We start from the raw sequence: 25999 nt of genomic DNA on the forward strand, positions 1-25999 counted from the left end.
CGGACGCTGCTGGCTGCCGCGCTACCAGGTGAAGCGGATGCCGGCCGAGAAGGCGTGGGAGTTGTCGATGCCCTGGAACTCGCCCTCGTAGCGGAGGAACAAGTTGGTGCGCTCGCCCAGGTTCGCCGTGGCGTTGATGCCGAGGATCACGCCGTCCCGCTGCGGCGCGGCGCCGTAGGTCGTGAACGGCAGGGCCGGCGCACCGAGGAACGACGCCGTCACCGGCCGGTCGGTATTGGCGAACTCGTGCGCCCAGCCGATCTTGAACTGGCCGGCGAGCTTGTTGCCCGAACCGATGTCCATCTCCCCGCCCAAGGTAACGCCCAGTACGGAGCGCAGCGAGTTGGTCGTCTGCGACGCGACGATGAGGTTGAGCGAGTCCGCACCGCTCTCGGTGAGGCCGTTCTGTGTCGCGGTCGAGCCCTGCAGGCGGGCCCACGGCGTCAGGTAGGCATTTGCCGTCGTGCCGAGATCGATGCGATAGCCGGCTTCGATCTGGCCAAAGAACTGGTTGGTGCCGGTCTGGCCGGTGGCGACCCGCGAATTCAGACCCGGGATCTGGATCTGCCGCAGCATCTGGTTGTCCGAGTAGGCGTAGCCCACGAGGCCATCGACGTAGACCGGACCCTTGAGGAACGAGCCATAGAGGCCGGCCTGGTAGGTGTTCGACGTGCTGCGCCCCGAGAAGCCCGAGGTCCACTGCGTGCCGCTCGAATAGCCGAGGGTGAAGCCCACCAGCAGCTCTTCGGTGACCTGGCGGTCGATGCCGCCGGCGAAGCCGCCGAGATTGTAGGTGACGGTGCTCGAGTTGCTGTTGCCGCCGATGGTGCCGAAGCCACCGATGGCGCCGCCCCAGGCCCCCCAGGTGCTGGTCGCCGTCGTATCGCAGGCAACGCTGCAGGCTTCGGCGAGCTGGACGCGGCTGGTGGCGCCTGCGGCCTGTGCCGTGCCGCCACCGCGGGTGGCGCCGCTCGCCTGGTTGGCGAAGTTGCTCATGAAAAGCTGGGCCGACTGGACGCTGGCCGAGCTCAGCGCCGAGTAGTTCTGGCCGCTGATCGCCGTCAGCGCCGCCGGTCCCTGCTGCGTGTTCAACAACGAGAGGGCATTGATCACGTTGGCGAAGTCGCCGGTGGCCGTGGGTGCCGCCGCGTCGAGCGCCGCGCCGACCGCCGCCTGGTTCGGAGTCTGCGCCGCATTCCGGAAGGCGCTTTGCAGCATCTCCAGCATCAAGGTCACGCTGGTGCTGCTGTAGCTCAGCGTCGGCGTCAGGAAGGCGAGGTTGCTGGTGGCGTTCGAGTAGGTGCCCGTGATGCCGCCGGTCGCCGTCAGGATCGTATAGGACGTGTTGCGGGCGTAGGTGCCGCTCTGATCGGCCACCACCTGCACCGTGCCGCCGTTCAGCGTGGCCGTGCCGGTGACGTTGATGCGATCGGACTGGCCGGCCGAATTGACTTCGACCTGGTAGATACCGCCCGTCTGCACGTAATTGCCCGTGACGGTCAGCGTGCCGATCGAGTTGCCGGGCGCCACGGTGCCGCCATTGACGACGATGCCGCCCACCGTGCCGCTCCCCCCCAGGGTACCGTCGCTGCTCACGGTCACCGTCCCGCCGATCGTGCCGTTGGCCTTGAACAGGCCGCCGCTCACACCGACCGGCCCCGCGATGCTGCCGGTCAGTGCAATCGAACCGCCGGTGACGAAGGTGCCGCCGGTATAGGTGTTGTTGCCCGCCAGCGTGAGCACGCCGTTGCCGGCCTTGGTCAGGCTGCCGCTGCCCGAGATGCCATTCGCCAGTGTGACGTTGTTGCCGTTGGTGTCGAGCGTGCCGCCATTGACGCCGAACGCTGCCAGCCGCGCCGAGATGTCTGTCGAGGTGCCAGCCGCCCACTGCACGCCGCCGCCGTTCAGGGTGACGTTGCCGGTGCCGAAGTTGCCCAGCGTCGCGAAGTTGACCAGGCCGCCCGTGACGGTCGTGCCGCCGCTGTAGGTGTTGTTGCCGGTTAAGGTCAGCGAGCCGGTGCCCTGCTTCAGCAGGGATCCCGCGCCGCCAATCGTGCCATTGAACTGCGTCGACTGGTTGTTGCCGCCGACTGCGAGCTGCTTGCTGCCGAGCGAGATGGTGCCGGAGCCCTCGATCGAGCCGATGGTCGTGCCGCTGCCCGCAATGCCGGCGATCGAGAGATCGCCGCCGCTGCCGACGTAGCGCGCGGTGCCGCCGCTGCTGTTTCCCGTGAAACGGACATTGCCGCTGTTGGTGATCGTCGACGTGCCGGCGGTGCTGGCATCCGAGAAGGCCAGCGCACTCGACGTATCGGCCACCAGGAGCGCCGTCGCCGCCGCGCTGGCCGAGCTCGAGAAGCCGAGCGTGCCGCCGTTGCGGGCCGTAATTGCGCCCATGCCCGACAGGTCGGCATTGACGAAGTTGACGAGGCCTCCATCGGCAGTCAGCGCGCCCACGATCTTGGCCGTCGTCGTGCTGCTGCCGATATTGAGGCCCGCCGCCGAGGTGACCGTCGTGCCGCCGGTGTAGCTGTGCGTGCCGGTGAAGGTCGTTTGCGCCGCGCCCGCGACGGTGACGCCGCCGCTGCCCGAGATCGAGCCGCCATAGGAGAGGCCGGCTCCACCCGCCATGAAGGTGACCGCAGCGTTGTTGACAATATTGCCGGCCATGGCCGTGCCGCCCGTGCCGTCGCCGATCTGCAGCAGACCCGCGGTGACCGTGGTCGTGCCGGTGTAGCCGGAGTTGTCGCCGCTCAGGATCAGGGCGCCGCCGCCGTTCTTGGTGAGCCCGCCATTGCCCGACATGTTGCCGGCATAAGTGCCTGTCGCCGTCTGGTCGAAGACGACCGTGGCGTTGTTGACGATATTGCCCTGCAGGCTGGTGGTCGTGCCTTGCAGCGTGCCGCCGTTTACGACCGTGTTCGCGTTGGTGTTGGCGCCCGTGAGGATCAGCGTGCCGCTGCCATCCTTGATGAAGCTGCCCGCGCCGCTGACGATACCGGCATAAGTCGTATTGCCCGTCTGATTCACCGTAAGCGTGCCGCCGTTCAGCGTCACGCCACCGCCCGTGCCGGACAGCGCGCCGATCGTCTGGACGTTGCCGTTGAGGTCGAACGTGCCGCCGTTGATCGCGAGCGCACCTGCCATCGTCAGCGCGTTGTCGACGCCGAGTTGCAGGGCGCCGCCGCTGATCGTCGTGCCGCCGGTATGGGTGCTGTTGCCCGTCAGCACCGTGGTGCCGCTCACCTGCTGGACCGCGCCGCTGCCCGAGATCGCGCCACCGAAGGTGTTGGTGCCGGTGCCGGCGAACTGCATCGTGCCGCTGTTGGCGACGTCGCCCTGGATCGAACCCGAGCCGCCCAGGGTGAGCAGCGCGCCCGACGAGATCGTCGTGCCGCCGCTGTAGGTGTTGGCGCCCGTCAGAACAATCGAGCTGCCCTCGCCCACCACCAGGCCACCGACGCCGGAGACCACGCCGGCCAGGGTGAGAACATTGCTGCCCGTGTTGAAGGTGCCGCCACCCGTCGAGAGGACGATGGAGCGGTTGCTGGTGAAGCTCGCCGTCGCCTGCACCGTGCTGCCGGCCAGGGTCAGCGTACTGCCCGCGCCGCCCAGCTCGGAGTCCGCACCAACCACGAGCGTGCCGCCACCCATGGCGATGCCGCCGGTGAAGGTGTTGTTGCCGGTAAGCGTTACCGTGGCGTTGCCCATGAACAGCAAGCCGCCGGTGCCGCTGATGTCGCCGCCGAACGTGATGTTGTCGGAGCGGAAGAAGGCCAGCGTACCGTCGTTCTGGACATTGCCCGCCAACGAGCCGGTCGTTCCGCCATTGCCGATCTGCAGGATGCCGCCGGTGATGATCGTGCCGCCGCTGAAAGTGTTCTCGCCCGTCAGCACGACCGTGCCCGCGCCGTTCTTGGTCAATGTGCCGATGCCGGACATCGCGCCGGCATAGACGCCCGCGCCCACCTGATCGAAGGTCACGTTGGCATTGTTGGCGATGTTGCCCTGCAGGCTCGACGTCGTGCCGGCCAAGGTGCCGCCCGAAACCGTCGTGCCGCCGGTGTAGCTGTTGGTTCCCGTCAATGTGAGCGTGCCGCTGCCGGATTTGGTCAGGCTGCCGCTGCCGGTGAGGACGCCGGCATAGCTCGTGTTTGTGCTCTGGTTGACCGTCAGCGCGCCGTTGTTGCCGAGCGCCACCGTGCCGCCGGTGCCCGAGAGAGCACCGACGGTCTGGGACTGGCCATTGAGATCGAACGTACCGCCATTCACCGCCACTGCGCCGGTCGAGGCCAGGCTGCCGCCTGTGCCAAGCTGCAGCGTGCCGTTGTTGATCGCCGTGCCGCCGCTGTGGCTGCTGGCGCCGGTCAGGGCGAGCGTGCCGCTTCCGTCCTTGACCAGGCTGCCATTGCCGGCGAAGGCGCCGGCATAGTTCGTGTTCGTGTTCTGGTTGACCGCGAGCGCCGCGCCGCCATTCAGGCCGACCGTGCCGCCGGTGCCGGAGAGTGCACCGACCGTCTGGTTCTGGCCATTGAGGTCGAACGTACCGCCATTCACCGCCAGCGTGCTCGTCGCCGCCAGGCTGCCGCCAGCGCCAAGCTGCAGGGTGCCGCCGTTGACGATCGTGTTGGCGTGGGTATTGCTGCCCGTTAGGGCAAGCGTGCCGGCACCCGATTTGACCAGGCTGCCGCTGCCGCTGATCTGGCCGCCGAACGATCCGTTCGCCGCCTGATTGACGGTGAGCGCACCCGATCCCAGCAGGATATTCGTCGAGCCATCACCCGCAATGCCGCCGAGCGTCTGTGTCTGGCCGTTGAGGTCGAAGGTGCCGCCGTTGTTGCCAAGGTTGAGCAGCGTGCTCGACGACAGGCTGCCGCCGAGGCCGAGCCGCAGGGTGCCGGCTTCGATCTGCGTCGTCCCCGTGTAGCTGTTGGCACCCGTCAGAACGAGCGAGCCGTCGACAAGGAGTGAGCCGCCGCCGGCGATGCTGCCGCCGAAGCTCATCGGGCTGGTCCCGACGAAGCGCACCAACCCTTCGTTCTCCACGTCGCCCGCGATCGAGCCCGTCCCGAGGTCGAGCGTGCCGCCTGACTGGACGAACGTGCCGCCCGTGTAGGTGTTGGTACCGGAGAATCCGACCGTCGTGCCGCTCGCAACCAGCAGCGCGCCGGTGCCGGACATGATCCCGCCATAGACGCCGGAGTCCGAGAAGGTGACGGTGGCATTGTTGGTGATGCTGCGCGACAGCGCCGCCATCGTGCCCTGCAGCGTGCCGCCGTTCACGAAGGTGTCGCCAGTGTAGGACACCGTGCCGTCGAGGACGAGCGTGCCGGCGCCGGTCTTGATCAGGTTGCCGCTGCCCGACAGGACGCCGGTCAACGTGAGCGAGAAGCCGTTCGTGTCGAACGTGCCGGCGCTACCGGCCAGCACGATCTGCCGACCGGAGCTGAAGCTCGCCGTGGCCTGCACCGTGCCGTCGTCGAGGGTGAGCGTGCTGCCGGCCGGGCCGAGCTGGCTGTCGCTGCCCGCGCGCAGGATCCCGCCGACGGAAACGCCGCCGGTGAAGCTGTTGGTGCCGGTGAAATCCACCGAGCCCGTACCCATCAGCTTGATGCCGCCGTTGCCGCTGATGTTGCCGGCAAAGACGATATTGTCGGAACGATAGAAGGTGAGCGTGCCGTCGACGGCCACGCTGCCTGCGATCGAGCCGGTCGTGCCGCCGACGCCGAGCTGCAGCGTGCTGCCCGCCGCAATCGTCGTGCCGCCCGTATAGGTGTTGGCGCCCGTCACGACGACGATGCCGCCGCCGCTCACCGTCACCGCGCCGGTACCGGACATGGTTCCGGCGTAGGTGCCGGTCGTGCTCTGGTTGAAGACGACTGCGGCGTTGTTGACGATCCCGCCCTGGAGGCTCGCGGTCGTGCCTTGCAGGACGCCGCCGCTCACGACCGTGTTGGTCAAGCTGTTCGCCCCGCTCAGGATCAGCGTACCGTTGCCCGCCTTGATCAGGGTTCCCGCACCGCCGATCGAGCCGGCGTAGGTCGTGGTACCGCTCTGGTCGACCGTCAGCGCGCCGCTGCCCAGCGCGACCGCACCGCCCGTGCCGGAAAGAGAACCGACCGTCTGGTTGTAGCCGTTGAGATCGAACGTGCCGCCATTCACCGTCAACGCACCGCCTGCAGCCAGGGCGCCATCGATGCCCAGTTGCAACGTGCCGCCGCTGACCGTCGTGCCGCCGGTATAGCTGCTCAGGCCGGCCAGGATCAGCGTACCGCTGCCGACCTTGGTGAGGCTGCCTGTACCGCCGATCGCACCGGCATAGCTGGTGTTGCCGGCCTGATCGACCGTCAAGGCGCCATTGCCCAGCGCCACCGCGCCGCCCGTACCGGCCAGTGCGGCAATCGTCTGCGTGTTGCCGTTGACGTCGAAGGTACCGCCATTGACCGTGAGGGTGCTGGTCGCAGCCAGCGAGCCGCCCGCACCAAGCTGCAGGACGCCGGCATTCACCACGGTGTTGGCGTACGTGTTGGCACCCGCCAGCGTGAGCGTGCCGCTGCCCGCCTTGACCAGGCTGCCGTTGCCGCCGACGACGCCGGCATAGCTGGTGTTGCCACTCTGGTTCACCGTCAGCACGCCGCCGACGCCCAGCGCCACCGCGCCGCCCGTGCCGGACAGCGCACCAACCGTCTGGGCATTGCCGTTCAGGTCGAAGGTGCCATCGTCCACGGTCATCGCACCGCTCGACGCCAGGCGGCCGCCGGTGCCGAGCTGCAGGGTGCCGCCGCTGATCGTCGTGCCGCCGGTATAGCTGTTGGCGCCGGTCAGCACCGTCGTGCCGCTCACCTGCTGCAGCGCGCCGCTGCCCGAGATCGCACCGCTCAACGTGGTGGTGCCGCTCCCTGCGAACTGCAGGGTGCCGTCATTGGCGACGCTGCCCTGGATCGAGCCGGCGCCGCTCAGCGTCAGCGACGAACCCGTCGAGATCGTCGTGCCGGCCGTGTAGGTGTTTGCGCCCGTGAAGGTGACGGCGCCGTCGATCGTGACGGCGCCCGCGCCGGAGATGGCACCGGCATAGGTTCCGGCCGTGATCTGGTTGAAGGCAACGACGGCATTGTTCGTGATGTCGCCTCGCAGGCTGTCGGTCGTGCCTTGCAGGACACCGCCGCTCACCGTCGTGCCACCCGAGTAGCTGGCGGTGCCGGCCAGAACGAGGGTGCCGGCGCCGCTCTTCGTCAGCCTGCCGCCGCCCGAGAGCGTGCCCGAGAGCGTCAGCGTGTAGCCGCTGGTGTCGAAGGTGCCGCCGCCGGCCCCCAATTCGATCGGTCGCGTCGTCGAGAAGCTGGCGATCGCCTGCACGGCACCGCCGTTCAGGATCAGCAGGTTGCCGGTCGGGCCAAGATTGGCGTCCGAGCTGGCGAGGATGACGCCGCCGCCCACCGTGGTGGCGCCCGTATAGGTGTTGCTGCCGGTCAGCGTCACGCTGCCGCTGCCCATCAGGGTCACGCCGCCGCTGCCGCTGATATTGCCGGCGAAGACGATGTCGTCGGAGCGATAGAACGACAGGGTGCCGTTGGTGACGACATTGCCGGCCAGCGAGCCGGCCGTGCCGCCGTCGCCGATCTGCAGGATGGTGTTGGCGGCGATGGTCGTGCCGCCGGTGTGGCTGACGGTGCCGGTGAGGAGGACCGCGCCGCCGCCGCTGACGGTGAGTGCGCCGCTGCCGCTCAGGTCGCCCGCATAGGTGCCGATCATGCCCTGGTCGAAGACGACGGCACCGTCGTTGACGATGGTGCCCTGCAGGCTGCCGGTCGTGCCCGTCAACGTGCCGGCCGACACCGTCGTGCCACCGGCATAGCTGTTGGTGCCGCTCAGCGTCACGTTCCCGCTGCCAGTCTTGATGAGCATGCCGCTGCCCGACATGTTGCCGGCATAGGCGCCGTTCGTCGCCTGGTCGAACACCACCGAGCTGTCGTTGACGATGGTGCCCTGCAGGCTGGTCGTCGTGCCGATCAGCGTGCCGCCCGACACGGTCGTGCCACCGCTGTAGCTGCTGGTGCCGCTAAGCGTGAGGTTGCCGGCGCCGATCTTCGTCAAGCTGCCGCTGCCGCTCATGGTCCCGGCATAGATGCCGTCGGTGTCCTGGTCGAAAGCGACGGCAGTGTTGTTGAGGATGTCGCCCTGCAGGCTGGCCGTCGTGCCGATCAAGATGCCGCCCGAGATCGTCGTGCCGCCGCTGTAGCTGTTTGTACCCCCCAGGACGAGCGTGCCGCCGCCCTGCTTGATGAGGCCGCCGCTGCCGGTGATGTTGCCGTTCTGCGTCAGCGTCGTGCCGTCGACGACATTGAACGTGCCGCCGTCGCTGTCCAGCATCGTGGCACGCGCCATTGCAAAGGTGGCCGTGGTCTGCAGCGTGCCGCCGTCGAAAGTGAGACTGCCGCTCGCCGCGCCGAGTGATGCGTTGCTGGCGACCGAGATCACACCGCCGCCGATCATCGTCCCGCCGCCGTAGGCGTTGGCGCCCGTCAGCGTCAGCGTGCCGCTGCCGATCTTCGTCAAGGTACCGCTGCCGGTCATGGCGCCGGCATAGGTGCCGTCGATGCCCTGGTCGAACACCACGGCCGCGTCGTTGAGGATGTCGCCTCGCAGGCTTGCCGTCGTGCCGGCCAGCGTTCCACCCGACACGGTCGTGCCGCCGCCGTAGCTGTTGCTGCCGCTCAGGACCAGGATCCCGCTGCCGGTCTTGGTGAGCGTGCCGCTGCCCGACATGTTGCCGGCGTATGTGCCCAGTGTCGCCTGGTCGAACACCACGGCGGCATTGTTGACGATGCTGCCCTGCAGACTCGACGTCGTGCCGACCAGCGTGCCGCCCGACACGGTCGTGCCGCCGCTGTAGTTGCTGGTGCCGCTCAGCGTCAGCGCGCCGCTGCCCGTCTTGACCAGGCTGCCGTTACCGCCGATGGCGCCGGCATAGCTGGTGTTGCCGCTCTGGTTCACCGTCAGCTCGCCGCCATCGCCCAGCGCCACCGCACCGCCCGTGCCCGACAGAGCGCCCACCGTCTGGGCATGGCCGTCGAGGTCGAAGGTGCCGCCGGTCAGGGCTACGCCGCCCGTCGCCGCCAGAATGTTGCTGAAGCCGATCCGCAGGGTGCCGCCACCGATCGTCGTGCCGCCGGTGTAGCTGTTCGTGTTGGTGAGCGTGAGCCGACCGCCGCCCGTCTTGATGAGACTGCCGGAACCGGAAATGCTCACGCCGGTCGACGTGTCCGTGGTCTGGTTCACGGTGAGCGTGCCACTGCCAAGCGTGATGGTGCCGTACGTACCACTCAGTTCGCTGACCGTCTGGCTGGCGCCGTTCAAGTCGAACGTGCCGCCAAGAATGAAGAGGGAGGTGCTGGCCGACAGGCTGCCGCCGGCGGCGAGCCGCAGGATACCCTCATAGATGTTCGTGGACCCGGTGTAGGTGTTGGCGCCCGTCAACGCCACGGTGCCACCACCCTGCTTCACCAGCGCGCCGTTGCCGGAGATCACGCCGGCATAAGTGCCCGATGTTCCTTGATCGAAGGCGACCAGCGAATTGGCGCTGGCGGAGATATTGCCTTGCAGGCTGTCCGTCGTGCCGGTGAGCCATACACCACTCAGCGTCGTGCCGCCGCTGTACGTGTTCGCGCCGGTCAGCGTGATCCTTACGCCTCCGCTGGCTTGAATATCCAACGCACCCGTGCCGACGATGGCACCGTGATAGGTGGCTTCCGACGGCTGAATGAGCGTCAGCGTCGCAGCACCGAGATCGATGGTGCCGCCGCTGCCGGACAGGGTGCCGACCGTCTGGTTGTAGCCATTGAGGTCGAACGTGCCACCGTTCACCGTGAGCGCGCGGAAGAGCGGCATCGCATTTGCCGCTCCCATCTGCAGGACGCCGGCGCTCACGACCGTGCCGCCGGTATAAGTGTTGGCGCCGCTGAGCACGAGCGTGCCGCTGCCCGCCTTGGTCAGCGAGCCGGCACCGGCGATGACGCCGGCAAAGGTCTGGCTGGTGGCCTGGTCGACCGTCAAGGCGCCGCCGGTGCCGAGCTGCACCGTGCCGGCGCCCGTGAGGCCGCCGACCGTCTGCGTTCCGCCGGCGAGATCGAACGTACCCGTGGCATTGACGTCCAGAAGCCGCGTCGCGCCGAGATTGCCGCCGGTGCCGAGACGCAGGGTCGCGCCGCCCTGCACCGTCGTGGTGCCGGAGTAGGTATTGGCGCCCGTCAAGGTGACGTCGCCGTTGGCGATGACGAGGTTGCCGGCGCCGGACAGGATGCCGGCATAGGTACCGGCGGTTCCCTGATCGAAGAACAGCGCGCCGCTGTTGGCGATGTTGCCCTGCAGGCTCGTCGTCGTACCCGTCAGCGTGCCGCCCGAGATCGTCGTGCCGCCGCTGTAGCTGTTGGCGCCCGAGAGCGTCAGGTTGCCGCCGCCGCTCTTCGTCAGGCTGCCGGTGCCCGACATGACGCCGGCATAGGTGCCGTCGAAATTCTGATCGAAGGTCACCAGGCTGTTGTTGACGATAGCGCCCTGCAGGCTGGTCGACGTGCCCGTCAGCGTGCCTGCCGAAACCGTCGTGCCGCCGCTGTAGCTGTTGGCCCCCGAGAGCGTGAGGTTGCCGGTGCCGATCTTGGTCAGGCTGCCGCTGCCCGACATGACGCCGGCATAGGTGCCGCCGAAATTTTGGTCGAAGATCACCAGGCTGTTGTTGAGGATGGCACCCTGCAGGCTGGTCGATGAGCCGCTCAGCATGCCTGCCGAAACCGTCGTGCCGCCGCTGTAGCTGTTGGCCCCGCTCAATGTCAGGTTGCCGCTGCCCGTCTTGGTCAGCGTGCCGGTGCCGGACATGGTGCCGGCGTAAGTGCCATCCGTGGCCTGATCGAAGACCACCGCCGCGTCGTTGAGAATGTCTCCCTGCAGGCTGCCGGCCGATCCGGCCAGCGTGCCCGCGGCGACCGTCGTGCCGCCGGTGTAGCTGTTGGCGCCGACGAGCGTCAGTCGACCGCTGCCTGTCTTCACCAGGCTGCCGGACCCGGAAATCGTCGCGCCGACCGTCGTGTCAGTGGTCTGGTCCACGGTGAGCGTGCCGCTGCCCAGCGTGACCGCACCGTTCAGGCCCGACAGTTCGCCGACCGTCTGGCTGGCGCCGTTCAGGTCGAACGTCCCGCCGAGAATATTGAGACTGCTGCCGGCCAGGAGGCTTCCGCCGGCGCCGAGCTGCAGGATGCCGGCATGGACGTTCGTGCCGCCGGTATAGGTATTGGCACCGCTCAGGATCAGGGTGCCCGTGCCGATCTTGGCGAGCGCGCCGCTACCGGAAACGACGCCGGACAGCGTCAGATCATTGCCGTTGGTGTCGAAGGTGCCGGTGCCGGACGCGAGTTCGAACGGCCGGGTGCTGGTGAAGCTCGCGGTCGCCTGCACGGTGCCACCGGCGAGGCGCAGGACATTGCCGATCGGACCCAGCTCGGAATCGCTGCCGGCGCGGATCGTGCCGCCGACGGTGATATCGCCGGTGAAGGTGTTGTTGCCGGTGAGTGTAACAGCACCCGGCCCCATCAGGCTGATGCCGCCGATGCCGCTGATGTCGCCCGCGAAAACGATGTCGTCGGAGCGGTTGAAGGCCAGCGTCCCGTGGGTGACGACATTGCCTGCGATCGAGCCGGTCGTGCCGCCGCTGCCGAGCTGCAGGATGTTGCCCGCGCCGACGGTGGTGCCGCCGCTGTAGGTGCTGTTGCCGGTGAGGATGACCGTGCCGCCGCCGGTCACCAGCATCGAGCCACTGCCCGACATCGCACCGGCATAGGTCCCTGTCGTGGCCTGATAGAAGTAGACGGCGGCATTGGTGACGATGTCACCCTGCAGGCTCGTCGTCGTGCCGCGCAGGATGCCGCCGTTGACGGTCGTGCCGCCGCTGTAGGTGTTCGTACCCGTGAGGGTGAGCATACCAGTGCCGTTCTTGACGAACGCGCCCGAGCCCGTGATCCCGCCGGCAAAGCTCGTGCTCGTCGACTGGTCGGCCATCAGCGTGCCGTTGCCCAGGGCGACCGTGCCACCCGTGCCGGACAGCGCGCCGACCGTCTGGGTATTGCCGTTCAGATCGAAGGTGCCGCCGTTGATCGTGAGACTGCCGGAGCTCGACAGCGAGATGTCGGTGCCGAGGCGCAACGTGCCGGCCGCGACGGTCGTGCCGCCTACGTAGCTCTGGTTGGCGTCAAAGGTGACCACGCCGCTGCCGCGCTTTGTGACCGCGCCGACGTTGTTGATGACACCGGTGAAGGAGCCGTCCGTGTCCTGGTCGATGACGACCTGCGCCTGGTTGTTGATGGTCCCGCGCAAGGTCGACGTGTCGCCCTGCAAGATGCCGGCAAGAACCATCGTCGTGCCCGAATAGCTACTCGTGCCGACCAGCTTCAGCGTGCCGGCGCCGGTCTTGCTCAGCGTGCCCCAGCCGCTCAACGCACCCTGCAGGGTGGTCGTGCCGGCGTCGACGCGAATCGTATTGCCGCTGCCGTTGCTCTGCACATCGCGGGTCAGAACGAGATCGGTATCGGTCAGCAGCGTGCCGCCCTGGATCCGCAGGGTCGCGCTCGCCGCACCGAGGGCAGCGTTGTTCGTCACCTTCAGGGTGCCCATGCCGATGACGGTCTCGGCGGTGTAGGTGTTCGCACCCGAGAGCACGAGCGTGCCGATGCCCGTCTTCACCAGGTAGCCCGAGCCGCTGATCTCGCCGCTATGAGTAAGAGTGGCGCCGTTGGAGACGTCGAAACCGCCGCCGTTCAGCAGAGTCGTCGTGCGCGCCGTGGAGAATGTCGCCGTCGCCTGCAGGAAGCCGCCCTCAATGGCGAGGACGCCGCTCGCGGCACCCAGCGCCGCATCGCTCGCCACGGCCAACGTGCCGCTACCGATCGCGGTACCGCCGGTGTGGGTGTTCGCCCCGCTGAGTGTCAGCGTGCCGTTGCCGGCCTTGGCCAGCCGGCCACTGCCATCGATCGTGCCGCCGAAGGTGGTGTTGACCGCCTGTTGCACCTGCAGGAAGGTGCCGTCGATGAGCACACTGCCGCCGGTACCCGACAGGGAGCCAATGACCTGAGACTGGCCGTCAAGCTCGAAGGTGCCGCCCGTCATCGTCACGGCAGCGGTCGACAGAAGTGAACTGCCCGTGCCGAGCCGCAGGACGCCACCGGTCACCGTCGTCCCGCCCGAGTAGGTGTTGGCACCGACCAAGGTGAGTACGCCGTTCCCGGTCTTGGTCAGACCGCCGATCCCGCCGATCCCCTGCGCTACCGTGGTGTCGTTGCCGTTGGTGTCGATCGTACCGCCGCCGGCGTTCAGCGTGATCGCCCGCGTGTTCGCCAGGTCGAAGCTGGCCAGGAACTGAAGGGTTCCGCCGTCGAAGGTGACGCCGTTGTTGACGTTGCCCAAGGCGGCGTCGCTGGCAATGGCCAGCGTGCCGCCGGAAATGACCGTGGTGCCGCTGTAGGTGTTGGCGCCGGTGAGGCTGAGTGTGCCGGTGCCGACCTTGTTGAGGCCGCCGGTCCCGCCGATCGCTTGCGAGATCGTCGTATTGAAGCCGTTGGTATCGATCGAGGCTCCACCGGCCAGGGTGATCGCCCGTGTTCCCGCGAGATTGAAGCTCGACAGGAACTGCAAGGTGGCGGTGTCGAGCGTGAGGCTGTTGTTGATGTCGCCAAGGTTCGCATCGGCGCCGACCGCGAGCGTGCTGCCCGTCACGACGACGCCACCGGAGAAGCTGTTGGTTCCCGCCAGGGTCAGCGTACCCGGCCCCTCGATAAAGAGGTCGCCCAGTCCATGGACCGTGCCGGCGATCCTGTTCGTCGAACTGACGAGTTGGAGTCGCCCTGAAGTAACCAGCTCGACGTTGCGGCCGGAGGAGAGATCGAAGCTCGACAGGAAGCGAAGGGTGCCGCCATTCCTGAGGCTGATTTCTGCGGTGGCGCTGCCCAGGTTCCCGTCTTGTCCGACCGCGAGCGTACCGGCGGTAACGTGCGTGCCTCCCTGGTGGGTATTGAGGCCGGTCAAGGTCAGCGTTGCCGAGCCGAACTTGCTGAGCCTTCCGCTGCCGGACATCACGCCGGCATAGGTGCCGTCGCTATCCTGTCCGAAATAGACGATCGCGTTGTTCGTGATGTTGCCCTGGAGATTGGCAGCCGAGCCGACCAGGGAGCCGCCACTGACCGTCGTGCCGCCGGTATAGTCGGCGGTCCCGCGCAGCGTCAGGGAGCCGGCGCCCGTCTTGACGAGGCTGCCGGTGCCGCCGACGTTTCCGGACAGGCTGAGGCCGTCGAACATGGTGACGACATCGAAGGTCGCCGCGCCGTTCAACGTGACCGGCAGATTGAGGGAGGCGACACTTGTGACTTGCAGCGTCCCGCCATTGATTGCGAGACCGCTGGTGCTGGCAAGGGGAGCGCTCGCCGAAATGGCCAGGATGCCGCCATTGATTGACGTGGCGCCCGTATAGCTGTTGGCGCCTGCCAGGGTCAGGGTCCCGGCACCGGTCTTGGTCAGGCCGCCGGTGCCGCCAATCGCCTGCGTGATCGTCGTGTCGAAGCCGTTGGTGTCGATCGTACCGCCGCCGGCGGCGTTGAGCGTCAGGGCACGTGTGTTCGAGAGATCGAAGCTGTTGAGGAATTTCAGCGTGCCGCCGCCCAGGACCAGACCGCCCGTACCCAGCGCGCCGTCGCTGCCGATGGCCAAGGTCGCACCGCCCGAAACGGTCGTGCCGCCCGAGTAGGTATTGGCGCCGGCAAAAGTCATCGTGCCGGGGCCTTCGATCGTCAGCGCACCGGCATTCTCGATCACACCGCCGAACGTCGTCGTCGCACCATTCAGCGAGAATATTCCGCCGAAATTGTTGATGTTGACGGTTCGCGTGCTCGCAAGATCGAAGCTCGACAGGAACCTGAGCTTGCCGCCGCTGAAGTAGATGTTACCCGACGCGTCGCCCAGATTCGCATCCGACGAGACGGCCAGAACAGCCGAGCTGGAGGTGCCTCCGACAGTGGTGCCGCCCGAATAGGTATTGTTCCCGGAAAGGGTCAGTGTCCCATTTCCGGTTTGCGCGACCCTGCCAGCCCCCGAGATCACGCCGGCATAGGTATTGTTGACGCCCCAATCCTGGAAATTCACGCTGGCGCCGCTGGCAACGACGATGTCGCCGAGCGGTACCCCCTTTTGGAGGACAACGACGCTCTGATTGACGATCAGCCGGCCAGTGAAGGTACTGGCCTCGATCAGCGCAAGAACGCCATTGCCTGTCTTGATCAGATCGCCTGGGCCGCTGACCACGCCATTGAGCCGTGTTATGGCCTGGTTATCGATCGTGCCATTGCCATCCAGCGAAATGGCATGGTTGAGGGAGATGTCAGCGGTGGTTCGCAGCGTACCGCCATTGAACGTGAGGCCGCCCGTGGCATTGCCCAACGCGGTGTTCACGCCGATGCTGATCGTGCCGCCGCTAATGGTCGTGCCGCCGGTGTAGGTATTGCCGGGAGCCAGGTACAGCGTGCCCGTGCCGCTCTTGGTGAGGCGCCCGCCGCCGCTGATCGACTGCGAGATCGTCGTATCGAAGCCGTTGGTGTCGAACGTGCCGCCACCGGCGTTCAGCGTAATTGCCCGTGTAGACGCTAGGTTGAAGGTACCGAGCCACTGCAAGGTGCCGTTGTCGAAGGTGACGCCGCCATTGACGTCGCCCAGCGCCGCATCGCCGGCGATCGCCAGGGTGCTGCCGCCCGAGATGGTCGTGCCGCCACTGTAGGCATTGGCGACGGTAAGGCTGAGCTTGCCAGTGCCTGCCACGCTCAGGCGTCCGGCGCCGTCGACCGGGCCGCTGAATGTCGAGGTGAAGACGTCGGTATCGATCGTGCCACCGCCGGCGCCGAGGGTAACCGCCCGGCTGGAGGTGATGTTTCCGAGAGTCTTCAACGCGCCGCCGTCGAGCGTCAGCCCGCCGGTGCCAAGATTGCCGTCCGACGACACCGCCAAGGCGCCGCCGCTGACCAGCGTGCCGCCGGTGTAGCTGTTGCTTCCCGTCAGCGTCAGTGCGCCGGTGCCCTTCTTGACCAACCGGCCGCCGCCGAAGGCCTGCCCCGTCAGGGTCGCGTCGAAGCCATTCGTGTCGATGTTGCCGTCGCTGCCCAAGAGCGCGAGAGAGTTTGCGGTCGTAAAGCCTGACAGGAACTGCAGGGTGCCATCTTGCGCGAGCCTGAGGCCCCTGGTGCCGAGACCCAGACTGTCGACCGACGCCACAGCCAGCGTCCCGCCTCGAACGTCGAGGCTCTGTATGGTGTTGTTTCCGGTCAGGATCAGCTTGCCATCGCGTATGGACAAGCCGGTCGGGCCGCTGACCGATCCGGCGACCGTCACGGTGTTGCCGTTCAGGTAGAGGATGCCGCCGCCGCCCGACGAGACGATGTTGCGCGTGGCCGCAAAGTCGAAGCTCGACAGGAACTCCATCCTGCCGCCGGCCAAGGTGAGCGTGCCGGTGGCCCCGCCCAGGTTGGCATCCGCGGACACGCGGAGCGTGCCGTCGTTGAGCGTCGTGCCGCCCGCGTAGCTGTTCGTCCCCGTCAGGACCAGCACGCCGAGCCCCGACTTCACCAGGGATCCGCTACCGGACATCGCGCCGGCATAGGTCTCGCTGGTGAATCCCTGGTCGAACGTGACGGTGCCGTCGTTGACGATGTCGCCGCGCAGATTGTCGGTCGAGCCGACCAGGGTGCCGGCGCTGACCCTGGTCGCGCCGAGATAGGTGTTGACGCCGGTGAGCGTGAGGGTGCCGGCGCCGGCTTTGGTCAGGCCGCCATCGCCGCCGATCACCTGCGAGATCGTGGTGTTGAAGCCGTTCGTATCGATCGTGCCGCCGCCGGCGTTCAGGGTGATCGCCCGGCTGCTCGCCAGATCGAAGCCCGCGAGAAACTGCAGCGTGCCGCCGCCGAAAGTAACGCCGTTGTTGGCGTTGCCCAGCGCAGCATCTGAAGAAATAGCCAGTGTGCCGCCGGTGATGGCCGTGGCGCCGGTGAAAGTGTTGCTCGCGGTGAGGCTGAGCTTGCCGGCGCCGGCCTTGGTGAGGGAGCCAGTGCCGTAGATTTGCGAAGCCCAGGTGAGGGTCGCGGCGGCGTCGGTCACGTCCACAGTACCGCCGCCCGAGTTGAGCCCCAGGAATCGGTTGGCGCCGAAGCTCGACGCTGTCCTGAGCGTGGCACCGTTGCCGATCGATACGGCACCCGTACCGCCAGCAAGCTGATTGTTGGCGCTGACGACCACGACGCCGCCGGAGATACTGAGGCTCGAGTAGCTATTGGCGGCAGTAAGGGTAAGTGTGCCGCCGCCAGTCTTTTCAAGAAAGCCGGGGCCGGCGACGCTCTGGCTGATCGTCGTATCGAAGCCGTTGGTGTTGATTCGGCCGCCACCGCTGCCGATGGTGATCGCGCGTGTCGACGCGAGATCGAAGCTCGCGCCCAACCTCAGCGTGCCAAGGTTGTCCAAAGTGATGCCGCCGGTGGCGCTCCCCAGCGCTGCATCGCTCGAGACCATCACGGCAGCGCCGAATCCCGACACCGTCGTGCCGCCGCTATAGGTGTTGGCACCGGCCAGCACGAGATACTGGCCGCCGGTATTGCCGGTAACGACCAGCCTGCCGGAGCCGCTCATGTTGCCGTAGTAGGTAGAGGTGATGTTCTGGTTGAACTGGACCGTGCCGTCGTTGGCGATATCGCCTTTCAGGGTATTGGTCGTGCCAATCAGAGTGCCATCGCTGACCGTCGTGCCGCCGGTGTAGGTGTTCGCGCCGGTCAGCACCAGAGTTCCAGCGCCCGACTTGATAAAGCGGGAGGACGCGTCGCCACTGATGATCCCGCTGTAGGTCAGCGTCTTGCCGCTGGAAACCGAGATCGTGCCGTTGAAGCCCGACTCAAGCGCGATGGCGCGGCCGGTCGACATGTCCGACGTTACCGCCAGGGTGCCGCTATTGAAGGTGAGTGCGTTGGACGCGTTGCCGAGATTGGCGTCGCTCGAAATTTGCAGCGTGGTGCCGGCGCTGATCGCCGTGCTCCCGACATAGGTGTTCGTTCCCGTCAGGACCAGCGTGCCTGGTCCGCGCACCGTAAGGCCGCCGGCTGGGGGGTGCCGGAAATGACCCCGTCCCACGTCAATGTCGCGCCGGCGTCGACGCTGAAGCCTGCATAGCCTTGCGTGAGCGTGAACGATCGGCTGCTGCTGAAGCTCGAGGTCGCCTTGAGGAAGCCCAACGTGTTGGCCGTCACGCCAGCACCGGCCACCCCGAGCTGATTGTCGGCACTGACGGCGACGTAGCTGACTATATTGTTGCCGACGATTGTCAGGCCGGCGAAGTCGTTGGCCCCCGACAGGGTGAGCGTGCCCGTGCCCCGCTTGGTGAGCCCCCCGGGCCCGCTGACGGCTCCCGAGATCGTCATGTTGCTGCTGGAGCTGCCGGTAGTCGTGATCGTGCCGCCGCCGCTGCCGAGCGTGATCGTCCGCGTCGAGCCGAGGTCGAAGACCGTGCCGAAGGCGAGCGTGCCGTTGTCCAGGGTCAGGCCGCCATTGGCATTGCCCAGCGCGGCATCGTTCGAGACAGCCAGAACACCGCCGCCCGATACGGTCGTGCCACCGCTGTAGGTACTCGTGCCGGAAAGCGTCAGCGACGCACTGCCGGTCACGGACAGGCCGCCGGTCCCACTTATTGTGCCGGCATATGAATCCATCCAAGTTTGATTGATCGAGAGGGTGCCGGCGCCGAGTGCGATGGCACCGCCGGTGCCCGACAGATTCGTGATGCTGACATTGCTGCCATTGAGATCGAACGTGCCGCCGTTGACGGTCAGCGAGCTGTTCGCCGACAGGCTGCCGCCGCTGCCGATCCGCAGGGTGCCGGCGTTGACCAAGGTGCCGCCGCTGTAGGTGTTGGCGCCTGTCAGGATCAGCGTTCCAGTGCCGACCTTCGCAAGCGTACCGCCGCTGCCTGAAATGACGCCGCTGTACGAGGTCGAGGTGTTGTTGCCTCCAACCGTGAGCGTCTTGTCGCCCAACAGGATCGTGCCGCCGCCGGCGATGGAGCCGATGGTCGTGCCGCCGGTCGTCAGGCCGGTGATATCCAGAACGGTGTAGTTGTCGGCGGTGTAGGACGCCGTCCCGCCCGAAGCGCTGTCCTTGAAGACGAGCTGGCCGGAATAGGTCGTGGTGAAGTTAGCAGAACCGGCGGTGCTGTTGCCGGTAAACTCGATGACGCCCAGGCTGCTGTTGAGCGCGTAGGTGATGAGGTTGTTGCCGGCGCTTGCGGAATTATGAAATCGCAGGGTGGCGTTCTGGATCTGAAAGTTCTGCGCCGCGCTGCCGTTGTTGACGATACCGCCGCCGGTGAGTGCGAAGGTGCTACCGCCGTAGATGTTGAAGTTGTACGCGCGGGCGTCGGAATTGAACCGGATCGTGCCGAGCGTGACGTCGGAATCGGCAATGATGCTGCTGATGCTCGACTGGCCGAAGGACCCGGTGTTGGTCGGAACTTCGGCCGGGGTCCAATTGCTGGTATCGATGAACCAGCTCGTGTTGGCATTGGTTTTCCAGGTCGCTATCTGGGCCATGGCGGGGACCGCCGCGAACGTCGTTGCCGTCAGCGCCGTCGAGAGAAGCAGCGCCGTGCGCAGCAGGCGTCTCGGCCATACCGCTTGCGCCGCGTTCGTCATTCCCACCATCACTGCCTCGTCTTTACGCTGCCCTGCTCCGGGCAAGGCTCCGCCATCGACGGGACGTGCGCCCCATCGCTACCGATGTCGCTGCTTCAGGTATTCCGTCCGCGGCGCGCTTGGCGCCGCCGCTCGATGCGAGGAACCTATGGGCGGCTCACTCCGCAATCAATTCGAAGGACCTCCTGGATGCTGACTATTTCTGGGTGAATCTGCCGTCACCGCTGCTACCCGAGCGACGCTCGGGCGAAAGCGGACATTGAAGGCATCGTCGATGATGGCGAGCTTGACGGCCTGCGCCCGCGCATATTCGCGGCGGAAACCGTCCGACACCCACATCACCGAACGGCCACGCCTTCCCTCCCAGCCGATGCTGCCCATCTCCTCGGCCTCGCGCAGCTTGCGCGCCAAATGGGTGCGGGAGAGCTTGAGCCAGTCTGCCAACGCCGCAATCGATACGACACCGGTTGGCACGCGTGCAGCTCCGGCGTCGCGTTCCTCGATCCCGGAAATCAGCCACTCCATGACGACGCCGCCATTGTCGAGCCAGGTGAACAGCGAAAAGGTGCGCTCCGGCTCCCGGATACTGCGGGAGCAAAGGAGACCTTCGGCGATCAGCGGCTGGAGATCGGCAATCGCATCCGGGACACCGAGATAGGTCTCGACCCGGCCTCCGCCATCGAGCTTGTCGAGCGTCGCCAGGTGGACGACGACCCAGCCGTGGATGGCATCGATACTGGGCTGCGTCGGCTCCAGAGGACGGACGCGCTTGTCCGTCCCGCCTGCCACGTGCTGCACGTAGCCGTACTTCAGCATTTCCTTGATGAAGGCGTCGGCCGTGTTGCGGCTCGCCACTTCATGCTTGGCGACGCCATCGAAGAATCTCGCGGCGGTCAGCCCGCCGCTTCTTCCCGCCGAGGCGGCGCGGAAGTGCAGGGACAGGGCGATGTGCCCCATCAGCCAGCGCTGCTGGGTGGCGAAGACGGACGAGAGCCGCGGATTGCCTTCGTAGGCCTGGAGGAGGAGCAGGGCTTGGCGGCGGATGTGGCCGTGCAAGGCTGGGTGCTCGACGATCTCGTCGACCGTCATGCCCAAGCGCATGCGCTGCCCCCGATCGGGAGCAGTCGAGCACGCAGCCTTACGCGACGCCAATACGGTAGTACCCACCACAGCACCTGGTTCCCACAGCTCGGAGTCACCCGAACACCCAGGAAGAACATCGCTCCAACAAATTGCAGAGGCTACTGTGGATGAGAGGCAGATTTGGCCAATGTGACTGCACTTCCGGCCACATCGCCCTTCACGCGGCGATAAGGCTGTCAGCCCGCCGATTGGCCCGCGAAACGCAGCCGGTATTGCTGTGGCGTGATGCCGAGACGGCGCACGAACGCTCGTCGCAGATTGTCGACGGTGGCAAAGCCACAGCGCGTGGCAACGGCCTGAACGCCGAGCTGGACTTCCTCGAGCAGATCACGCGCCGCTTCGAGGCGGATGCGCTCGACGAACTCGCGCGGCGTCTCCCCCGTCTCCTCGACGAAAGTACGGCGGAAGGTGCGCTCGCTCATCCTCGCCTGCCGGGCCAGTGCCTCGACACTGAGATCCGTGGACAGGTTGTTCAGCGCCCATTCCTGAGCCGAGCGAACCGGCGGACTGGAAGCGAACTGCGCCTGAAGATGGTTGCTGAACTGCGACTGCCCGCCCTGCCGCTTGAGGTAGAGGACGAGGGCGCGCGCCACGCGGAGCGCCAGGGTGCGGCCATGATCCTCCTCGATCAGGCCGAGCGCCAGATCGATGCCGGCCGTGACGCCGGCCGAGGTGTAGACATTGCCGTCGCGCACGAAGATCGGGTCGATGTCGACGGTCACCTTGGGGTAGTTCTGGCCGAGCTCCGCCCCCATCGCCCAGTGGGTCGTGGCCCGCCGGCCATCGAGTAGTCCGGCGGCGGCCAGCAGGAAAGCGCCAGTGCAGATCGAGCCGGTGCGACGGGCCTCCTGGCTGCCGGCGCGCAGCCAACCGATCAGGGCCTGATCACGCCTCGCCTCTGCCTGCCCCCGGCCGCCGGATACCAGCAGCGTATCGATCGGTTCCTTGATATCCCCGACGGCCATGCTGGGCGTAATCGGCACACCCAGCGATGTCGGAACGGGCGCGCCGTCGATGCTCGCAATCGCCATCCGGTAAAGCGTGCGGCCGCACGAGCTATTGGCCATGGCGAAGGCTTCGAGCGGTCCATAGACATCCATGGCCATAATGCCTGGATAAACCAGCATCACGATGAAGCGGGACCCGGGCTGATCGCTCACGACGGGTGACAACGCGGAGAAAGACAATACGGGGTTGTTCATTGCACCATTTAGGAACATGGCGTCTCTCGCGTTTATCGACCGTGCATTGAATCAATTCAATAATTCCGACGAATTTCGTCAGATATTCGCCACCCGAGCGCAATTATCTCGCTACGAGGCAAATGGCAGAACGAGCACCGAGCCCACCAACAGCACGGCAAAGACCATATTGATGATCCGGTTGCTGTGGGGATCGCGGAACAGCCGTGTCAGGGCCGCGCCGACGAGAAGCCATCCGATGTTCACCGCCGCGATGACGAGGGTCAGCCCCGCCATCTTCACGGCGACATCGAGGGCGATTCGTCCCGGCATCAGGACAAAGCCCGAATAGAGCGCTGCCATCGCTGCGTAGCCCTTGGGATTGATCAGGGAGAGCAGCACCCCGGCGACGAAAGTCGGCGGCGGCCGCTCCGGTCCGTTCTCCGCCAAGGGCGGCGCCGTCGCGATGCGCCATGCCAACCAGACGAAGTAGAGCGCTGCAAGCGCCGTCACGACGGGCGCGGCGCCGGGTACAGCCAGCAGCAAGCCGACGACACCGCTCGCCACGATGCCCATGACGACCACCATCCCGACGGTAAGCCCTGCGAGATAGGCAAGGCCGCGACGCGCGCCGAACGCAGCACCGGCGGCCGCGAGACTCAGCGTCGCCGGCCCCGGACTTCCGGCCAGAGCGACAGCGGCGATCAGGAATCCGGACAAGGCTTCCATCGGGTTGATATGCGCCGATGATCGACTACCGTCTTGAACGTTCGTGCAGGAGGGGGGCTTGCCAGAACGATCGAAGTGCAGGAGTTATTCACCCGCCAACATCAGAATCACAGCGAGGCTTCGTTCGACATGTCAGTTCCCGGCCGCTTCCGCGCTTCCAAGCGCGCCCTCGCCCTCCTCGCCGCCGTTGCCGGCTTGTCTGCGCCTGCCGCCGCCCAAGACCAGCAGGCTGCGCCGCCGGCATGGCGGGTCGAATGCTCCGGCGACGGCAAGACCCTGGATTGCCGGGCCGTTCAACAGCTCATTGCAGAGAACAAGCAGCTCGTTCTCTCGCTCGCCGCGCGCATGGGCGCCGACAAGGTGCCGACGCTCGGCATGCAGCTCCCGCTCGGCATCAACCTTGCCGAGCCTGTTCAACTTAAGGTTGACGCCAAGCCGGAAGAAAAGTTTTCGGTACAGACCTGCACGGCGTCCGGCTGCCTGCTCAATGTGCCGCTGAAGGATCCGCTGCTGGCGTCGATGCGGACCGGCACGACCCTGAAGGTCACGGTGTTCGACCAGAACAAGCGTCCGATCGCCATCGACGTCCCGCTGCTCGGCTTCGGCCTCGCCTACGACAAGGCGACCAAGTAAGCCGCCGCAACAGGCCGCTCAGGCGGCCTTTGCTTTCAGCGCCTGCGCTACCTTCGACGCAGGCTCGCGCCCCAGCGCCACACAGATATCGCGCCCGGCCTTTGCGATGGCGTCGAGATCGACGCCATGGCGGATGCCGAGGCCGTTCATCAGGTAGATCACGTCCTCGGTGCCGACATTGCCCGAGGCTCCCTTGGCATAGGGGCATCCTCCCAGTCCCGCGACCGCCGTGTCGAACACGGCGATGCCGCGTTCCATGACGGCGAGGATGTTGGCCAATGACTGGCCGTACGTGTCGTGAAAGTGCGCCGCCAGCTTTTCGCGCGGCACCTTCGCCGCGACCGCGTCGATCATCTCGACGCATTCGCCCGGCGTGCCGACGCCGATCGTGTCTCCCAGCGAGACCTCGTAGCAGCCCATGCGGAACAGACGGTCGGACACTTCTGCAACCTTCTCGGGTGCTACCTTGCCGTCGTAGGGACAGGCAATCACCGTCGACACATAGCCGCGCACCTTCATACCGTGCTTCAGCGCGGCTTCCATTACCGGCGCAAAGCGCTCGAAGCTCTCGTCGATCGAACAGTTGGTATTCTTGCGGCAGAAGGCTTCCGAGGCCGCGGTGAAGATCGCGATCTCCTCGCACTTCGCTTCCACCGCGCCGTTCATGCCCTGCTTGTTGGGCACCAGCACCGGATAGGAAACGCCGGGCTTGCGCTGGATCCTGGCCATCACTTCGTCGGTGTTGGCCATCTGCGGCACCCACTTGGGCGACACGAAGCTGCCGGCTTCGACGGCCGAATGACCGGCCGCCGACAGCGCATCGATCAGCTTCACCTTGGCTTCGACCGGAACGGGCTTCGCCTCGTTCTGCAAGCCATCGCGCGGTCCGACCTCGACCAGGCGCACACTCTTGGGGAAATTCATGTCTCTCTTCCTACACCAGCGTCTGCTTCAGCTTGCCGGCCCGACCGAGGATGAACGCAACGGCCGCCAGCGCCAAGACCGTAAAGGCGATCAGCAGCGTTGCAACAGCGGTGATGGTCGGATTCACCTCGAGGATCAGCTCGTTGAACATCTTCTTCGGCACGGTCTCGTACTTGCCGGCGATGAACGAGGTCACGATCACTTCGTCGAAACTGCCGATGAAGGCGAAGATCCAGGCCGCGAAGACACTGGGCGCCAGATTGGGCAGCACCACTTTGCGCATGGTGTACGTCCATGACGCGCCCAGGCTCCAGGCCACCTGCTCGATGCGATGGTCGAACTCGCGGATCGCCACGCCCAGCACCATGATGACCAGCGGCACGTTGAGGATCGTGTGCGCCATCACGAGGCCCAGGAACGAGCCCAGCAGGCCGACCTTGGCGAGCCCGAGATAGAGCGCGATGGCGGTAATGATCGTGGGCACGATCAGCGGCGCCATGAAGTTGCCCTCGGCCGGACCTCGCCCGATGAAGTTGCCGCGACGCAGGCCATAGACAGCCAGCCCGCCCAGCAGGAGCGCCGCCACCGAAGAGATGGCGGCAACCGACGCGGACGTCGCCATCGCCTCCATCCAGCGCGAATCGCCGAAGAAGGCCTCGTACCAGCGCAGCGACAGGCCCGGCGGCGGGAAGGTCAACGCCCTCGCCGAGGAGAACGACATCGGGATGACGATGAGCAGTGGGACGGTCAGGAACGCCAGACCGAAGTAGCCGGCCGCCGTCAGGAGCCGCCGCGTCCAGGGCGTGTTGCCGATCATGCCGATGCCTTCCTATCAAGGCGACGATAGGCGGCAAAGATCAGCAGGGTCACGATCAGCAGGATCGTCGAGATCGCCGCCGCCGTCTCCCAGCGCGGGATCTGGTTGATCAGGGTGTCGAGCAGATTGGAGATCATGGGGACGCGCCCGCCTCCAAGAATCGCCGGCGTCACGTAGAAGCCGAGGCAGAGAATGAAGACCAGCAAGGTGCCCGCCGCCAGCGCCGGCAAGGTGAGCGGAAAGAAGACTTTCCAGAAGATGGTGCGCGGCGGAGCGCCGAGCGACGCGGCAGCCTGCAACAGCCGGTCGTCGATACGGATCATGGCGGCAAACAGCGGCAGCACGAGGAACGGCAGCAGGACATTGGCCATGCCGATAGTGACGCCAAGCTCGTTGTAGAGGAAGGAAACCGGCGCATCGGTGAGCCCGCTCCATTGCAGGGCGCGATTCACCAGCCCGCCATTGCCCAGCACGACGATCCAAGCGTAGGTCCGCACCAGGATGCTGACCCAGAACGGCAGCACGACGAGCGAAAGCGCGATCATGCGCCCACGGTTGCTGAGCCCGCGCATCCAGAGCGCCAGCGGATAGCCGATGACGACATTCGCCAAGGTTGCCACCAGGGCGACGCGCATCGTATTGCCCAGCACGCGCAGATAGACCGGCGCTTCGAGCAATCCTTCATAGTGCTGGAGCGTGAAGCCCCGCCCCTTCTCCCAGAAGGCGAGGCCCAGCATGTAGACGATGGGCGCGTTGAAGGCGACGAACATCAGCACCAGTAACGGTGCGACGAAGCCAAATCCCTGTCCGCGCATCGAAGTCTC

At 66.4% G+C, this 25999-nt stretch carries 9 protein-coding genes; 1 reads left to right on the top strand and 8 read right to left on the bottom strand.

Going from position 1 to position 25999, the window contains the following annotated elements:
• Nucleotides 1-21: 21 nt before the first annotated feature.
• The 5 genes from BN60_RS30410 to BN60_RS14425 form a co-directional block, all read right to left on the bottom strand.
• A complete protein-coding gene (locus BN60_RS30410) occupies nt 22-18150 on the bottom strand; it encodes an autotransporter-associated beta strand repeat-containing protein (protein WP_020696790.1) in 18129 nt (6042 codons plus the stop codon).
• Nucleotides 18123-19757, bottom strand: coding sequence for a beta strand repeat-containing protein (locus BN60_RS14410; RefSeq protein ID WP_083856114.1), 1635 nt, complete (start codon nt 19755-19757; stop codon nt 18123-18125). The genes BN60_RS30410 and BN60_RS14410 overlap by 28 nt, the downstream gene beginning before the upstream one ends.
• 159 nt (nt 19758-19916) lie before the next feature.
• Nucleotides 19917-20849: a hypothetical protein gene (locus BN60_RS14415; protein WP_020696791.1), complete on the bottom strand. Its 933-nt coding sequence runs from the start codon at nt 20847-20849 to the stop codon at nt 19917-19919.
• 218 nt (nt 20850-21067) lie between these two features.
• Nucleotides 21068-22051 (bottom strand): GlxA family transcriptional regulator, encoded by a 984-nt coding sequence (locus tag BN60_RS14420; RefSeq protein WP_245539826.1) that lies wholly within the window; start codon nt 22049-22051, stop codon nt 21068-21070.
• Nucleotides 22052-22204: 153 nt separating this feature from the next.
• Nucleotides 22205-22801, bottom strand: coding sequence for a LysE family translocator (locus BN60_RS14425; RefSeq protein WP_020696793.1), 597 nt, complete (start codon nt 22799-22801; stop codon nt 22205-22207).
• A gap of 129 nt (nt 22802-22930) precedes the next feature.
• On the opposite strand from BN60_RS14425, the gene BN60_RS14430 reads away from it, so the two are divergent.
• Nucleotides 22931-23434, top strand: coding sequence for an invasion associated locus B family protein (locus BN60_RS14430; RefSeq protein WP_148283428.1), 504 nt, complete (start codon nt 22931-22933; stop codon nt 23432-23434).
• 18 nt (nt 23435-23452) lie between these two features.
• Here the strand turns inward: BN60_RS14430 and BN60_RS14435 are convergent, their stop codons facing one another.
• The 3 genes from BN60_RS14435 to BN60_RS14445 are packed head-to-tail and all read right to left on the bottom strand — an operon-like array spanning nt 23453 to nt 25990.
• Entirely contained in the window at nt 23453-24358 is a 906-nt protein-coding gene (locus BN60_RS14435; RefSeq protein WP_020696795.1) for a hydroxymethylglutaryl-CoA lyase, read from the bottom strand.
• A 10-nt stretch (nt 24359-24368) separates the two neighbouring features.
• Nucleotides 24369-25175 (bottom strand): ABC transporter permease, encoded by an 807-nt coding sequence (locus BN60_RS14440; RefSeq protein WP_020696796.1) that lies wholly within the window; start codon nt 25173-25175, stop codon nt 24369-24371.
• Nucleotides 25172-25990, bottom strand: a complete 819-nt coding sequence (locus tag BN60_RS14445) for an ABC transporter permease (protein WP_020696797.1) — start codon at nt 25988-25990, stop codon at nt 25172-25174. Before BN60_RS14445 ends, BN60_RS14440 begins: the two co-directional genes overlap by 4 nt.
• Nucleotides 25991-25999 lie beyond the last annotated feature (9 nt).

The organism is Reyranella massiliensis 521, assembly GCF_000312425.1.
In the GTDB taxonomy this organism is placed as follows: domain Bacteria; phylum Pseudomonadota; class Alphaproteobacteria; order Reyranellales; family Reyranellaceae; genus Reyranella; species Reyranella massiliensis.